Raw genomic sequence first — 14,467 nt, forward strand, 5'->3', positions numbered from 1 at the left:
CCGTGTAGCGACTTATTTACAATAATTATTTTTCTTTACAGGGTAGCGAAAGCACAAATTTTGCGCCACCTAATCGCTCTGACTGGTTAACGGTGGCTGTACCATGATGCCAATCCATGACTTTTGCAACGATTGCAAGGCCTAAGCCGTAGCTTTTACCTGCACGGTTGCGGTGAGTTTGCTCTTGAAAGAAAGGACTAAAGACTTTATCCCAATTTTGTCTCGCGATCCCAGGGCCATCGTCTTCAACGGTAATAATGAGCCAATGCTCGGTATGGTGTGCACTTAATAACACACTGGCAGTGGCAAAGTCACAGGCATTGCTGATCAAATTACTTATCGCTCTTGCAAGCCAATGTAAGTCGCCATGGATCATTAATTGTTCAGGAATTTCTACGCGACCAGACAACTGGTTCTTTTGTAGCTTTGGTTGCATTTGCTGCATTAGATCTTGACCATAGCGAGATAGAGTCGTTACTTCATGTTTGAGTAAATGAGACTTTTGTTCAAGCGTCGCAAAAGATAGATAGCTCGAGAGCATGTCCTCCATTTGATCTAAATCTTTTTCCATGCGTGCTAAATAATCGTGAATGGCATCGATATCACTTTCATCTAAAGCTGCATCTAAGCCAAACCTTAAACACGCAACAGGTGTCCGAATGTCATGAGAAAGACTGGAGGCCATTAGCTTATTCTCAGCCATCAACTTCTCTATTTGGCTTGCCATTCGATTAAAGGTATTTTCCAAGTCGCGGATATAGGTGAAATGATTGGGGGCGATGCGCGCGCTTAGGTTACCGCTGGCAAAGTGCTTTGCTGCAGTATTGAGAACGATCAAACGTTTAACTAACGGAGAGAGAATGAACCATAATATTGCGCAAATTCCACCGTAGAAAAATAATGTTAGCAATACGTCGTAATCAGCCTGTTCAACCTGAGGTTGCCATTCAAGTTCAACGTAGTCAGGCGCCATTTTAGGGGTTGTTTTTAGAAGGTATACATTCTCGTTTTCTATTACTAACCCATCAGGTTGTAACATCTGTTGCTTTAACTCGAGCGGCATGGCTAGCGTTTCGCCATCTTTATAGCTAATATTGATGTCAAATTGTTTGGCAATCAAAGCCGTTGCGTCTTCTCGTTTTCCCTGTTCAATATCTGCAACTTGCTTGGCAAGACCTGTAATCAGTTTGCTTTGCCACTCAAAACTATCTTCTAAGGGAGCGGTTTGCTGATTATAGGTGTCGATCACCCAACCCAGAGCGAAGATCGAAATTAACGCACCAGCGAGTAAGTAGATATAGAGTTTTTTCACGATATTAGCTTGCGACCTTCATTACCAAGCTGATGGCACGAGTAGATACCCTTTACCCCACACCGTTTTAATTTTTTCTGGGTTTTGAGGATCATCATTAAACTTTTTACGTAGGGCAGAAATAAGCACATCGACGCTTCTGTCGAGGCCGTCATATTCTCTCCCTTTTGTCGCTTTAAAAACCGCATCGCGAGAGACAACTTCACCAGCGTGACTGGCTAAAAATTGCAGTAGTAGGTATTCGGCACTAGAGACGATGACTTCTTGACCTGCAACACTGACTTTGCGAGCTTGAGTGTCGATACATAAATGTCCCACCACGAGTTCGTGATTGGCAGCTTGATGATCTTGTGGTTTTTCTTGTGCAGCGCGAACATTCGCTTTTATACGAGCGAGTAAGGCGCGAGGACGCACAGGCTTGATTACATAATCGCTAGCGCCAACTTCCAAACCGATGACTTCATCCATTTCTTCATCTTTGGCTGTGAGCATAATAACAGGCTTGCTATAAAACTGACGTAAGTCACGGCATACGCTGATACCGTCCTTACCGGGGAGCATAAGGTCAAGTAAAACAAGGTCGGGGTCTAGTGACTTAACACGTTCAACGACTTCATCACCGCGGTAGCAGCAATGTGTTTTGTAACCTTGATTATCAAGATATTCAGCGACCCATTGCGCTAATGAAGTGTCATCTTCAACCAATAAGATTGTGCCGTATTGCTCCATGTCTTTACTCCGAACTTTTTATTTTTCTGCGTCGAGTATAATTCTAAAAGCGTCATTGTCTGTAAATAAGTGTAGCGCCAGCCTGCAGTTGACCTCTGTCAAACTGGCGAGTACTTATGTTACTTAACGTTTAGCTTTTCAATTAAACTCTCGGCCAAGTGTTTTTGCATATCCGCTGTTAGCGCTGATACTTCGGTTTGGGTACATGCACCAGCGGTTTTCTCGAGCGGCGAAACCGTTTTAGTTACCTTGTAAGGAGGAATATCAACGGGCTTTTCGCCACGTTGACGGCGCGCCTCGTCGGTATTTTGGGCCACAATAAACGACAGTACATCGTGCTCGTTTTCTATTTTTTCCACTTCAGTAAATGTGAATTGTAAAGGGATCCCTTGAAATCCAGCGCTATCTACTGATGATTTGGCAAACCAGACAACATCTGACGAAGCTTGGTGTGCTAGGCGCATACTGACTGAAGCCACAATATTAGTGCATTGAAATGCTGGCGAATTTTGAGCAAGTTCAGCAATATGTGGATGTGGGTTTCTTGGCCTATCCAGTGCGTACGTTTTATTGGCTGCAAATTCCAAATCAAGTTGATGAATTGTTAGCGTGTAGTTTGCGTTTTTAGCTGCAACAACTTTCAGGCCTTTTTTCTCAAGTAAAGCAACAATCTGCTTTCTCAGTGTATCAGTCAAGCTTACCTTATCGGCATTGATGTAGACTGTGTCACCTTGAGCAAGTGGGTGAGCGGGCAATTGCACTGATTTAATTCGTGCAGAATTAAGTTCGGTACTATAGCTGATTTGATAAACAGACTTTTTTAGTAGTGGCTTCTTAGGTACATCTAACTTTGGCGCTAATGGCGCTGTGGTGACACATCCAAAAAGTAGACTTGTACATAGAGCTGCTAGCACTAAACGCATTAAAATACCTCAATTAAACAGTTATTTTCTTATATTTAGTGAGTTCCGCCAATTCATCATGTTAGTATGGCGGGCGAGTGTTAATGAAATGAGTCATTATGAAGTCGCTAATTCTCACATTAGTTTGTTTTTTTTGCATTAGTTATCCAAAAATAACGATTGCAAAAACCCCAAACCAGCAATGGTCACAATTTTTAAAGAGCTATTCTAAGCAAGTCGAGCGCAAACTAAAAGAAAAATCGGTGCCCGGTGCTGCTTTATCCGTCGTGCATGTCGAGCACGGCAGCTACGCAGAAGGTTTTGGCAAGACAAAAAGTCGACAAGGAAGTGTGGTCAACGAACAAACTCGCTTTCGCTTGGCATCGGTTTCAAAAACGTTTGCAGGAAGTCTAACGGCTAAATTAGCGAGCGAAGGGTATTTTAATATTGACGATCGAGTGGCCAGCTACTTGCCGCAAGTCGCCAAAGGTGATTATAGCCAACTTAAGCTCTATCATTTGTTAAGTCACTCGAGTGGCTTAGTGCCCAATGCCTACGATAATTTAATCGAGTCTCGCATGGACTACCCACAAATTGTTGAGCGCTTACTGCAAGTCAAAGCGTTATGTCAGCCCGGTGAGTGTTATGGTTATCAAAATGTCATGTTTAGCTTGATTGGAGATGTTATCGAGCAGGCGACGAATATCAGTTACAAAACTTGGATGGAAGAGTTTGTTTTCGCGCCACTTAATATGCATGACGCCGGCCTTGGCTACGAGCAAATGACAAAAAATGATAATTTTGCATGGCCGCATGTCAGAGGGCGAAAGCGTTGGCATACCGCTAAATTAAAGCCGCATTACTATAAAGTACTCCCCGCAGCTGGTGTAAACGCTAGTGCTGCTGATATGGCGCAGTGGTTAAAAGCACAATTAGGTCTGTATCCAAGTGTTCTATCACCGGATGCTCTGAGTAAGCAATCAGTGCCGTATACGTTGACGAAACGAGAGCTACGCAGACGCGTTTGGCGTGGTCATGTAGAAGAAGCCTATTATGGACTTGGCTGGCGAATTTATCGTTACGATGGCAAATTGCTCTATTATCATAGTGGCTGGGTGCAAGGTTATCGTACCGATGTGGTGATTATTCCAGAGCTTGGTATTGGGTTTAGCCTACTGTTAAATGCAGAGAGTGGCATTATTAATCAGTTAACAAACGACTTTATTGTTGACGCATTGGCGCTTGAGAAGAAATTACTGCCTCAGGTGAGTGAGCAGGAAATTAAGAAAGTAAAAGCAGAAGAAGCGAGTTTATTACAAGAGATTGCGACGTCTTCTGGTGAAAACGTCGCAGACAACAAAGGTTAGTTACGAGGTAACTGGATCTTTTTGTCTTCGCTTTGGCGGTACAACACAATGATATGGCCAATGGTTTGTACTTTATGTGCATTTGTTTCACGAACAATTGCTTCAAAAATCAGTTTCTTAGTTTCACGATCATTGGTTGGTACTTTTACCTTGATAAGTTCGTGAATGTTCAGGTTTTGCTCAATTTCAGCCATGACGCCTTCGGTTAGGCCGTTTGCGCCTAAAAGAACAACTGGGTTTAAAGAATGAGCTAGCCCTTTTAGGAACTGCTTTTGTTTATTTGATAAGGTCATATTGATACAATCTTATTTATTAAAAGGCTTGAATTATCGATATTCTAACGCCATCTAGACAATATTACTAATGAGTTGTAGTTAATATGGCAAATAAAAAACATTCCGCCAGTTCGAAACGTTGGTTAAAAGAACACGTAGAAGACCCGTATGTGCATGAAGCCCAAAAACGTGGCTATCGTTCACGAGCGGTTTTTAAACTGGAAGAAGTCCAGCAAAAGGATAAATTGATCCGTAAAGGAATGACGGTAGTTGATTTAGGGGCTGCTCCGGGGAGCTGGTCGCAGTATCTCGCAGAGCAGGTAGATATTGGCGGACAAGTTATCGCTTGTGATATCTTACCGATGGACTCATTAGCGGGTGTCGATTTCCTTCAGGGAGACTTCAGAGAAGAAGCGGTATTAAATGCATTATTGGATAGAATAAACGGCAAGAATGTTGATGTAGTTTTTTCTGATATGGCACCAAATATGAGCGGAAATATGTCAACCGATCAATCTGGCAGTATGTATCTGGTCGAGCTAGCATTAGATATGTGCCATCAAGTGCTAAAACCAAACGGTGCATTTGCGGTTAAAGTTTTCCAAGGAGAAGGCTTTGATCAATTTGTACAAGAGGTACGTAATTGTTTTAAGGTCGTAAAGATCCGTAAACCAAAAGCGTCTCGTCCTCGTTCACGCGAAGTATATGTAGTGGCGACGGGCTACAAACTGTAGTACAGTTGGAAAGCATCAAGTTGAATTTGAATTTTTTTGGATACAAGAGGTTAACTCCTTGAGCGATATGGCTAAAAATCTAATACTCTGGTTAGTGATTGCAGTAGTGCTAATGACTGTGTTCCAGAGCTTTAACGGTGGCGAACAATATGATCGCCAAACGAGTTACACACAATTTGTAAAGGATGTGCGCAATGGCTCTGTAAGAGAAGTCAGTATTGATCGTCAAACAGGCGTAATTAGCGGCGTTCGTTCAAGTGGCGATCGTTTTCAAACAGTAATTCCATTAACTGATTTGGATTTGGTGAATGACTTACTTAAGAACGACGTAAACATCAAAGGCGTTGCACCTGAAGAGCAATCTTTCCTTGCAAACATCTTTATTTCTTGGTTCCCAATGCTTTTGCTTATTGGGGTATGGATTTTCTTCATGCGTCAAATGCAAGGCGGTGGCGGCAAAGGCGCAATGTCGTTTGGTAAAAGTAAAGCTCGATTAATGAGCGAAGACCAAGTTAAGACAACATTTGCAGACGTCGCTGGTTGTGACGAAGCAAAAGAAGATGTTACTGAGCTAGTCGACTTTTTGCGTGACCCGTCAAAGTTCCAAAAGTTGGGCGGTAGCATTCCGAAGGGCGTGTTGATGGTTGGTCCTCCAGGTACGGGTAAAACCTTACTTGCTAAAGCCGTTGCTGGTGAAGCAAAAGTACCATTCTTTACGATTTCCGGTTCTGACTTCGTAGAAATGTTTGTTGGTGTTGGTGCATCTCGTGTTCGTGACATGTTTGAACAGGCAAAAAAAGCTGCGCCTTGTATCATCTTTATCGATGAAATCGACGCGGTAGGCCGTAAACGTGGCGCTGGTATGGGCGGTGGTCACGATGAGCGTGAGCAAACACTTAACCAAATGCTTGTAGAAATGGACGGCTTTGAGGGTAACGAAGGTATTATCGTTATCGCTGCTACTAACCGTCCTGATGTACTAGATCCTGCATTATTACGTCCTGGCCGTTTCGACCGCCAAGTCGTGGTTGGTCTTCCGGATATTCGTGGTCGTGAACAAATCTTAAACGTTCACATGCGCAAAGTGCCATTAGACGATAATGTTGAAGCGTCTGTAATTGCACGTGGTACGCCGGGCTTTTCCGGTGCAGACTTGGCAAACCTTGTGAATGAAGCCGCACTGTTTGCCGCTCGGGGCAACAAGCGTAAGGTAAGTATGGCGGAATTTGACGCCGCGAAAGATAAAATCATGATGGGTGCTGAGCGTAAGTCCATGGTGATGAGCGAGCAAGAAAAGGAAATGACGGCATATCACGAAGCTGGTCACGCGATTGTTGGTCGTTTAGTGCCTGAGCATGACCCAGTGTATAAAGTGTCGATTATTCCACGTGGTCGCGCATTAGGTGTAACTATGTACTTACCAGAGCAAGACCGTGTAAGTCACTCTAAGCAACACCTAGAATCTATGCTTTCGAGTTTATACGGTGGTCGTATCGCTGAAGCGCTGATTTACGGCGATGACAAAGTAACGACAGGCGCGAGCAACGATATTGAGCGCGCGACCGATATTGCTAAGAAAATGGTTACTCAGTGGGGCTTAAGTCCGAAACTTGGTCCACAGATGTATTTGGAAGAGCAAGGCGAAATGTACATGGGTGGTGGTTCTCACCGTATGTCAGGTATGTCGGATGAAACCGCCAAGCTTATTGATGCTGAAATTAAAGATTTCATTGATCGCAACTACCAACGTGCGGAGCAAATCCTAAAAGATAATATGGATATTCTTCACACCATGAAAGATGCGTTGATGAAATACGAAACGATTGATGCATTGCAGATTGATGATCTAATGGAGCGTCGTGATGTTCGTCCACCAAGGGATGCACATGACATTAAGCCAGAGAAAAAAGTAGAATCTGCAAAAGTAACAGACATAAAGTCTGAGCCTAAAGCTGAAAAACCAGCAGAAGAGCAGTCAAACGAGACATCATCAAACTCAGAGCTTGATGACAAATCGTAAGATTAGGTAGAATACGACAGCCCCGAGCAATCGGGGCTTTTTTGTATCAGTTGATATAAGTTTTATGACATTCGATGCGAGAACTTAAATCAACTGCTATAAGCCTTTCGTTATCACCAAACTTAGACTACAGAAAATAGGTATAGAATGTACGAGTTACGTTTACCCAAAGGGCGCACCCTTAGTTTAGATAAGCCTCAGGTTATGGGGATTTTAAATGTTACTCCCGACTCATTTTCTGACGGTGGACATTTTACTCACCTTGATAGTGCGATCGAGCAAGCAAATTTAATGCTTTCACAAGGCGCTACCATCTTAGACATAGGTGGAGAGTCCACTCGTCCCGGCGCGCCAGACGTCCAATTAGAAGAAGAATTACAGCGCGTGATACTGGTTATTAAAGCAATTCGCGCACACTCTAACTGTGTGATTTCGGTAGATACCAGTAAAGCCGAGGTGATGAAACAAGCAATAGAGGCAGGCGCTGATATCATTAATGATGTTCGAGCGTTGCAAGAGCCAGAAGCGCTCGAAGTCGCAGCTCAATACAGTGATGTACCAATTTGTTTAATGCATATGCAAGGTCAACCTCGCTCAATGCAAAATAACCCTCACTATGATGACTTATTTTCAGACATCAGTCAGTTTTTCGAAGCTAGGATCAGTGCGTGCAAGCAAGCTGGGATTGATACCAATCGGCTGATTTTAGATCCTGGTTTTGGCTTCGGTAAATCTCTAGAGCATAACTTTCAGATATTAGGAGGGTTGGACAAGTTTCACGCTTTCAATTTGCCTATTCTGACAGGCCTCTCTAGAAAGTCCATGTTTGGACAACTACTCACTCGGGAAACGCATGAGCGTGTAGCTGCGAGTCTAGCCGGTGCGCTGATATGTGCGCAGAAAGGCGCGCACATAATTCGTGTTCATGACGTAAAAGAAACAAGCGACGCGCTTAATGTATGGCTAGCGTCGGTCAATGGAGTTACTCAATGACAACAAGAAAGTACTTCGGTACGGATGGTGTAAGGGGCATGGTGGGCGAGTTCCCAATTACGCCTGAATTTGCAATGAAACTAGGTTGGGCGGCTGGAAAAGTGCTGTCTGAGCGTGGTACCAAAAAGGTAATTATTGGCAAAGATACCCGCATTTCTGGCTACCTTCTTGAAACCGCGTTAGAGGCTGGGTTAATTGCCGCGGGGATCAATGTGATTTTATTGGGGCCTATGCCGACACCTGCTGTTGCTTACTTGACGCAAACGTTCAGAGCTGAGGCTGGTATTGTGATCAGTGCATCTCATAATCCATACCATGACAATGGCATCAAGTTTTTTGGTGGCGATGGTAAAAAGCTCCCTGACGAGGTGGAACTTGCAATAGAAGCAAAGCTGGATGAACCAATGACGTGTGTCGCGTCTGAAAAACTCGGTAAAGCTAAGCGCCTAGAGAGTGCGGATGGTCGCTATATCGAATTTTGTAAAGGCCAGTTTCCTAAAGAGCTATCGCTTGAAGGGTTGAAAGTAGTGCTGGACTGCGCAAATGGCGCGACTTATCACATTGCACCAAGTGTCATGCGTGAACTAGGTGCGGATGTGATCACAACCGCATGTGAACCTAATGGTGTCAACATCAACGAAAAATGCGGTGCAACGCATGTCGAAGCGTTGAAAAAAGCCGTGCTTGAACATCAAGCGGATGTTGGTATTGCTTATGATGGTGATGGTGACCGAGTCATGATGGTCGATCACGACGGTCATGTATTTGATGGTGATGACATCGTCTATATTATCGCTTGCCAAGCTCATGCCGATGGCACATTAGGTGGCGGTGTTGTAGGTACGGTAATGTCTAACATGGGGCTCGAAAACGCCCTTAAATCACGCGGAATTGCGTTTGAGCGTAGTAAGGTCGGTGACCGCTATGTAATGGAGCTTCTTGGTGAGAAAGGCTGGAAAATCGGCGGCGAAAGTTCAGGTCACGTTTTAAATCTGGATCTGATCAGCACCGGTGATGGCATTGTCTCTAGCTTACAAGTGCTTGCTGCCATGGTTGCGCAGAATAAAACATTAAAAGATTTGGGTGAAGGTTTTAGCAAATACCCAATGAAGATGATTAATGTGCGCTATAGCACTAAAGATGATCCAACCGAGCAGGACGCTGTTAAAGCGGTTGTCGCTGAAGTTGAAACTCAGCTTGCCGGAAAGGGCAGAGTGCTATTGCGTAAATCTGGTACAGAGCCAGTGGTTCGCGTCATGGTTGAAGCTCAGCAACAGAAGCAAGTTATCGATTTTGCCCAAAAAATCGCTGAAGTTGTTGAATCTGTGAGCAATTAAACCAAAAATTAAATTTATTTCTTGTAACTTCGGGTGAGTAGAGTTAGTATCTCACCCGCTTTCTACTGCGGAGTATCGTATGACAACTAGAAAGCAAATTGTTGCTGGTAACTGGAAAATGAATGGCTCAAAAGCCCTTGTTGACCAAATATCAGAAGCAGTAAGCAATCAAGCATTTCAAGCAAATGTTATTATTTTTCCTCCTGCTATGCTTATTGAGCAAGCAGCAAGTAAAGGGCTTACTGTCGGAACTCAAACTGTTTCGGAATATAAAGAAGGCGCATATACTGGAGAAATTCAGGCGTCCCTAGCAAAATCGCTAGGTGCAACATATACCTTAGTTGGTCACTCAGAGCGGCGAGCTATTTACGGCGAAAGCGATGAAGATGTTGCGAACAAATTTGCACATGCTCAAGAACAAGGTTTGACACCAATCTTATGTGTTGGTGAAACCGAAGAAGAAAGAGAAAATGGGCAGACAGAGCAAGTGGTTGCTAGGCAAATAAACGCAGTTATCACCAAATTAGGTGTAGCAGCGCTAACAAACTCTGTGATAGCATACGAACCTGTTTGGGCTATTGGTACTGGTAAAACAGCATCTCCTGAGCAAGCGCAAGCAGTACACAAATTTATACGTGATTTGCTTTCAGACAATGACAAGCAAATTGCACAATCACTGCAGCTCCTTTACGGTGGCAGTGTTAATGAACAGAACAGTCAATTGTTATTCGCACAAGACGATATAGACGGTGGACTTATAGGTGGCGCAAGCCTAAAACCTGAGAGTTTCGCAGCTATATGCAGAAGTGCAAAAGGATAAGTAAATGTACGAAATTCTAATGGTTGTTTACTTAATTGTGGCATTAGCATTAATTGGTATGGTGTTAATTCAACAAGGTAAAGGCGCAGATATGGGCTCTTCGTTTGGTGCAGGTGCATCGGCGACAGTTTTCGGCTCATCAGGCGCAGGTAACTTTATGACCAAGACAACAACAATCTTAGCAACGATATTCTTTGTACTAAGTATTGTTCTAGGTAACCTAACTACGGGTCAGATTAAAAAGACTAATGAGTGGGAAAACCTAGAGGCACCAGCTGCTGCAACAACAGTTCCAGCAACAAATGATGTGCCAGCGACAGAAGAAAATCCAGCTTCTGACGTACCTAATTAATCATTAGGAAATACACCGAATTTGCGAATGTGGTGGAATTGGTAGACACGCCATCTTGAGGGGGTGGTGGCTTCGGCCGTGGGGGTTCAAGTCCCCCCATTCGCACCAAATAAAAAAACCAGCTTAGGCTGGTTTTTTTTCGTCTGCCGTTTGCCACTAAGCCTAATACCAATTAGTCTTATCATTCACAGCTTCGCTAATAGAAGCTATTTCAAACAAACTAAAACCACGGCAAAAACCTAGGCTGAAGTTTCACTTTAGTAACATATAATCCTATTATCTAGTATAATCAATTGTTCTGTAACGATTTTTTATTAAAATTAATTTTCTAATATTGGTTTTATTATGGTTACAAAAACCCTAAAAGTAATTTTTATTAAATAAATATTTCAATTTACTCTGGTTGTGACTATAATACCCCTCCAGAGGAAAGAGATGCCCCTAGTGCATCTTTTTTTATGCCCAAAATTTGTAGTGTTTAAGTCTATTTAGATTTAACGGATTACTGGGCTAGAGGTAATGACACTTAGCTTGTTACTTCTCTAGTTGTGACCTCTCGCAACTAGCACACACACGGTGATTCCTTTGGAGATTATATGATTACAGTTTTACCTCGCCTTGGTTTATCTGCGATTTCAGCTGCAGTGTTAGCAGCAGTAGCCCTTCCTAGTACAGCATTGGCTGAACAAGCTAATGTAGAGCAAGAAAAACAAGTTTTTGAAAAAATAGAAGTGACTGCTCGTAAACGTACTGAAAGCTTGTTCGAAACGCCTACTGCGATTACTTCTATCGGTGCTAGTGATATTGATAAAGCCAATATCAGCAATCTAGACGATATTGGTAAGTTCGTTCCAAACTTAAATATTACTCGCTATGGTGTAGGTAACGCTGCACATGCTTCTGTATTTATCCGTGGTATTGGTCTACAAGACCATGTGATCACAACGGACCCAGGTGTTGGTGTTTACGTTGATGGCGTATACCTTGGCCGTCAGATGGGTTCTAACCTTTCACTGCCTAATGTTGAACGCGTAGAGGTACTACGTGGTCCACAAGGTACACTGTACGGCCGTAACACATTAGGCGGTGCGGTAAATGTGATCACTAAACAACCTGGCGCTGAAGAAGTTGCACGCGTTGAAGCTAAAGTAGGTTCTCGCGGTCGTTTAGCGACTGACCTGTATACAAGCCAGACGTTAACAGACACACTGAGCTTTTCTGCAAGTGCTTCTTATAAAGAGCGCGACGGTGTAGGTAAAGCAATCAACTTAGCAAATCCTGAAAAGGAAATCGGCGAAGAGCAAGAGTTTAGTGGCCGTTTAGCACTTAGATGGCAAGCAACGAATGATTTAGTTGTCACCGCTGCATTTGACGGCGTTGAGAACGAGTCTGGTCAATCACCGTATACTATTGAATTAACAGGTCCACTTGACTCAAATGACCCTTTCAATGGTGACTTCCCATTGCTAGATGAGTCTATGTTGCCAAACAATCCTGATGATTTGGCAACAACGGTTGCTGGCATTGAAAGCACAGATTATTCTGGTTGGGGTGGGTCAGTGACTGCTGATTGGCAAGCAAGTGATGTTTACTCTGTTAAATTTATCGCAAGCAAGCGTAGTTCTGAATATACCGGTGGCCTAGATGACGATGCGGTAGCACTTAATCTATCTGAATTCCCAGAAGAGGGCGGTGCAGATCAGTACTCATTTGAACTACAACTAAACGGTACTTATGACTCTTGGGATTTTGTATCGGGTCTTTATTACTTTAACGAAGACGGTTTTACCAGCTCTGGTCCGTTCGTATTTAGCCCGTGGAACACGCCAAATGGCTTATTAAACGATGGTCAGACAGCTTCTTTTGGTGACTACGGTTACTTTGATATCAACCAAGAAACCGATGCCTATGCGGCTTACATAAATGCAAGCTTTGACGTGACTGAGCTGTTCAGCATAGGTGGTGGTTTACGTTACTCTGAAGACAAAAAAGAGGCAAACGCACTATTCCCAAGCTTTGGTGCTCGTAAATATGTAAGCGCAGACTTTGACGAAGTTACGTGGGACGTGAATGCGTCATACCAGTTAACTCGTGACATCAATGTTTACGCGCAGGTCCAAAAAGGGTACCAAAGTGGCGGCTTCCCACCACGTCCATTTGGTGGTCCAGATCAATTCGCTGCGTTTGATGAAACTAAAGCGATTAACTACGAAATCGGTTTCAAAGGCCAAGTGCATGACAACGTATCTATGATGGTTGCTGCATTTGTAACGGATTACACTGATCTGGCGCTACCTTTCAACGACCCGACTGCTGGCGGTGGTTTCGTCACTATCGTGGAAAATGCAGGTGAGTCGAAAGCACAAGGTATTGAACTTGAAACGACAATCGCAATTACTGATGATTTCTCAGTACGCAGCTCAATCGGTTACCTAGACTCAGAAATTACCCATGTTGATGAAGGTGTTATTGGTATTGGTAAAGGCGATGCGCCAGCACTCACACCTCGATGGACTGTGATGGTCGCACCATCTTACTTCCATGACTTAGAGCATGGTGCAACGATTGCAGTTAACGCAAGCTACTCGTACCGCTCAGACATGCAAGGTCAGTCTGTAACACGAGCAAGCGAGCATATTGATTCTCGCGAATTGTTAGGCTTTAACATCTCATACACCAACGCTGAAGGTGATATGGAAGTAACGCTATACGGTGAAAACGTGCTAAACGAAGTGTACGATGTAGGTCGTCTACAGCAAAGTGGCTTTGTTGGTGTCATGCGCAGCAATGACCGCAGTGAGTTTGGTATTAAGTTCAAAAAAGAGTTCTGGTTAGATTAATCCAACCCTAGCTTGAATATAGAAAAAGCCGTTTAGTTTCTAGCTAAGCGGCTTTTTTATTGTAGCTACCCCGTCCTAAATTATGTGGCAACATTTCAAACTCATTCAGAATACGTAAAATAATTGATATAGCTGCTTGTTTACATTGTAGTTGACCTATGGGAGTTTAGTGATAGGCGGTATTTCTAGCACAGTTTTTAGTCGTGTTGAGCTAATCATATCGCGGTTTTAATTAACTATGATTGTTTACTATAACGTGAAGACTATTCGCGACGTCGAGTCTATTTGAGCGTTGATATTTTAAATATAATTAAGGAGAAGAAGTTGAGCAATACTATGTTAGAGGAAGGAAAGGAGATCCTAGCACAGCAGTCTTTTAGTTTGTTGTTGGGCGCTGAGTTGGAGGTGTTTGAGGTTGGCGTTGCTGAGTTAAGTCTCGCTATTCAGGATGATCTTAAACAAAACTATGGTTTTGCACATGGCGGCGTGGTTAGCTATCTAGCTGATAATTGTATTACTTTTGCTGGTGCATCGGTGCTGGGCAGCTGTGTTACCTCAGAGTATAAAGTGAATTATGTTAGACCCGCTATTGGCGATAAGCTAATTGCGAAGTCAACCGTGTTGTATTCGGGTAAACGTCAGGCGACATGCGAATGTAAGGTATATGCGCAAAGCGGTGACGAAGAAAAGTTGGTGGCGGTTTCTCTTGGCACAATAACTAAGGTTTAGGGTAGCAGGCGGTGTTCTGAAGTGTATTTGATTAGGTCTTTTTAGCGCTACCAGCCT

Annotated in this window: 13 protein-coding genes and 1 tRNA gene; 10 read left to right on the top strand and 4 right to left on the bottom strand. The window is 43.4% G+C overall.

Annotated elements, in window-relative coordinates:
• Positions 1-25: 25 nt before the first annotated feature.
• From L3V43_RS10700 to L3V43_RS10710, 3 genes are all read right to left on the bottom strand, one after another.
• On the bottom strand, positions 26-1,312 hold the full coding sequence (locus L3V43_RS10700; RefSeq protein ID WP_102057008.1) for a HAMP domain-containing sensor histidine kinase: 1,287 nt from the start codon (positions 1,310-1,312) through the stop codon (positions 26-28).
• A 21-nt stretch (positions 1,313-1,333) separates the two neighbouring features.
• Positions 1,334-2,041 (bottom strand): response regulator, encoded by a 708-nt coding sequence (locus tag L3V43_RS10705; protein WP_010605084.1) that lies wholly within the window; start codon positions 2,039-2,041, stop codon positions 1,334-1,336.
• Positions 2,042-2,160: 119 nt separating this feature from the next.
• The gene (locus L3V43_RS10710; protein WP_010605083.1) at positions 2,161-2,964 is read right to left on the bottom strand and encodes a hypothetical protein; all 804 of its coding nucleotides are present in this window, start codon (positions 2,962-2,964) and stop codon (positions 2,161-2,163) included.
• Between the two features lie 98 nt (positions 2,965-3,062).
• Here L3V43_RS10710 and L3V43_RS10715 point away from each other — a divergent pair, with 98 nt between their 5' ends.
• Complete coding sequence (locus L3V43_RS10715; protein WP_010605082.1) at positions 3,063-4,310, top strand: serine hydrolase domain-containing protein; 1,248 nt, start codon at positions 3,063-3,065, stop codon at positions 4,308-4,310.
• On the opposite strand, the gene yhbY is transcribed toward L3V43_RS10715, so the two are convergent.
• Positions 4,307-4,603, bottom strand: a complete 297-nt coding sequence (gene yhbY / locus L3V43_RS10720) for a ribosome assembly RNA-binding protein YhbY (RefSeq protein WP_010373854.1) — start codon at positions 4,601-4,603, stop codon at positions 4,307-4,309. The genes L3V43_RS10715 and yhbY overlap by 4 nt on opposite strands.
• Positions 4,604-4,689: 86 nt before the next feature.
• Here yhbY and rlmE point away from each other — a divergent pair, with 86 nt between their 5' ends.
• The 9 genes from rlmE to L3V43_RS10765 all read left to right on the top strand — a co-directional run bounded on the left by rlmE (position 4,690) and on the right by L3V43_RS10765 (position 14,410).
• The gene (rlmE, locus tag L3V43_RS10725; RefSeq protein ID WP_010605081.1) at positions 4,690-5,319 is read left to right on the top strand and encodes a 23S rRNA (uridine(2552)-2'-O)-methyltransferase RlmE; all 630 of its coding nucleotides are present in this window, start codon (positions 4,690-4,692) and stop codon (positions 5,317-5,319) included.
• A gap of 67 nt (positions 5,320-5,386) precedes the next feature.
• Positions 5,387-7,339 (top strand): ATP-dependent zinc metalloprotease FtsH, encoded by a 1,953-nt coding sequence (ftsH, locus tag L3V43_RS10730; protein ID WP_237116556.1) that lies wholly within the window; start codon positions 5,387-5,389, stop codon positions 7,337-7,339.
• 147 nt (positions 7,340-7,486) lie between these two features.
• Positions 7,487-8,332: a dihydropteroate synthase gene (gene folP, locus L3V43_RS10735; protein WP_237116555.1), complete on the top strand. Its 846-nt coding sequence runs from the start codon at positions 7,487-7,489 to the stop codon at positions 8,330-8,332.
• On the top strand, positions 8,329-9,669 hold the full coding sequence (glmM, locus tag L3V43_RS10740) for a phosphoglucosamine mutase (protein ID WP_010373858.1): 1,341 nt from the start codon (positions 8,329-8,331) through the stop codon (positions 9,667-9,669). Before folP ends, glmM begins: the two co-directional genes overlap by 4 nt.
• Before the next feature lie 79 nt (positions 9,670-9,748).
• Positions 9,749-10,489, top strand: coding sequence for a triose-phosphate isomerase (gene tpiA / locus L3V43_RS10745; protein WP_237116554.1), 741 nt, complete (start codon positions 9,749-9,751; stop codon positions 10,487-10,489).
• Positions 10,490-10,493: 4 nt separating this feature from the next.
• Positions 10,494-10,841 (top strand): preprotein translocase subunit SecG, encoded by a 348-nt coding sequence (secG, locus tag L3V43_RS10750; protein ID WP_010373860.1) that lies wholly within the window; start codon positions 10,494-10,496, stop codon positions 10,839-10,841.
• Between the two features lie 23 nt (positions 10,842-10,864).
• Positions 10,865-10,949, top strand: a tRNA-Leu gene (locus tag L3V43_RS10755).
• A 488-nt stretch (positions 10,950-11,437) separates the two neighbouring features.
• Entirely contained in the window at positions 11,438-13,681 is a 2,244-nt protein-coding gene (locus L3V43_RS10760) for a TonB-dependent receptor (RefSeq protein WP_237116553.1), read from the top strand.
• 324 nt (positions 13,682-14,005) lie between these two features.
• Positions 14,006-14,410: a PaaI family thioesterase gene (locus tag L3V43_RS10765; RefSeq protein WP_237116552.1), complete on the top strand. Its 405-nt coding sequence runs from the start codon at positions 14,006-14,008 to the stop codon at positions 14,408-14,410.
• Positions 14,411-14,467 lie beyond the last annotated feature (57 nt).

Origin of the sequence: Pseudoalteromonas sp. L23 (assembly GCF_021728455.1) — a bacterium.
GTDB lineage: Bacteria > Pseudomonadota > Gammaproteobacteria > Enterobacterales > Alteromonadaceae > Pseudoalteromonas.

Coding starts and splice junctions, on each gene's coding strand:
- L3V43_RS10705 (WP_010605084.1), bottom strand. CDS start 2,041: ATGGAGCAATACGGCACAATCTTATTGGTTGAAGATGACACTTCATTA.
- L3V43_RS10710 (WP_010605083.1), bottom strand. CDS start 2,964: ATGCGTTTAGTGCTAGCAGCTCTATGTACAAGTCTACTTTTTGGATGT.
- L3V43_RS10715 (WP_010605082.1), top strand. CDS start 3,063: ATGAAGTCGCTAATTCTCACATTAGTTTGTTTTTTTTGCATTAGTTAT.
- yhbY (WP_010373854.1), bottom strand. CDS start 4,603: ATGACCTTATCAAATAAACAAAAGCAGTTCCTAAAAGGGCTAGCTCAT.
- rlmE (WP_010605081.1), top strand. CDS start 4,690: ATGGCAAATAAAAAACATTCCGCCAGTTCGAAACGTTGGTTAAAAGAA.
- ftsH (WP_237116556.1), top strand. CDS start 5,387: ATGGCTAAAAATCTAATACTCTGGTTAGTGATTGCAGTAGTGCTAATG.
- folP (WP_237116555.1), top strand. CDS start 7,487: ATGTACGAGTTACGTTTACCCAAAGGGCGCACCCTTAGTTTAGATAAG.
- glmM (WP_010373858.1), top strand. CDS start 8,329: ATGACAACAAGAAAGTACTTCGGTACGGATGGTGTAAGGGGCATGGTG.
- tpiA (WP_237116554.1), top strand. CDS start 9,749: ATGACAACTAGAAAGCAAATTGTTGCTGGTAACTGGAAAATGAATGGC.
- secG (WP_010373860.1), top strand. CDS start 10,494: ATGTACGAAATTCTAATGGTTGTTTACTTAATTGTGGCATTAGCATTA.
- L3V43_RS10760 (WP_237116553.1), top strand. CDS start 11,438: ATGATTACAGTTTTACCTCGCCTTGGTTTATCTGCGATTTCAGCTGCA.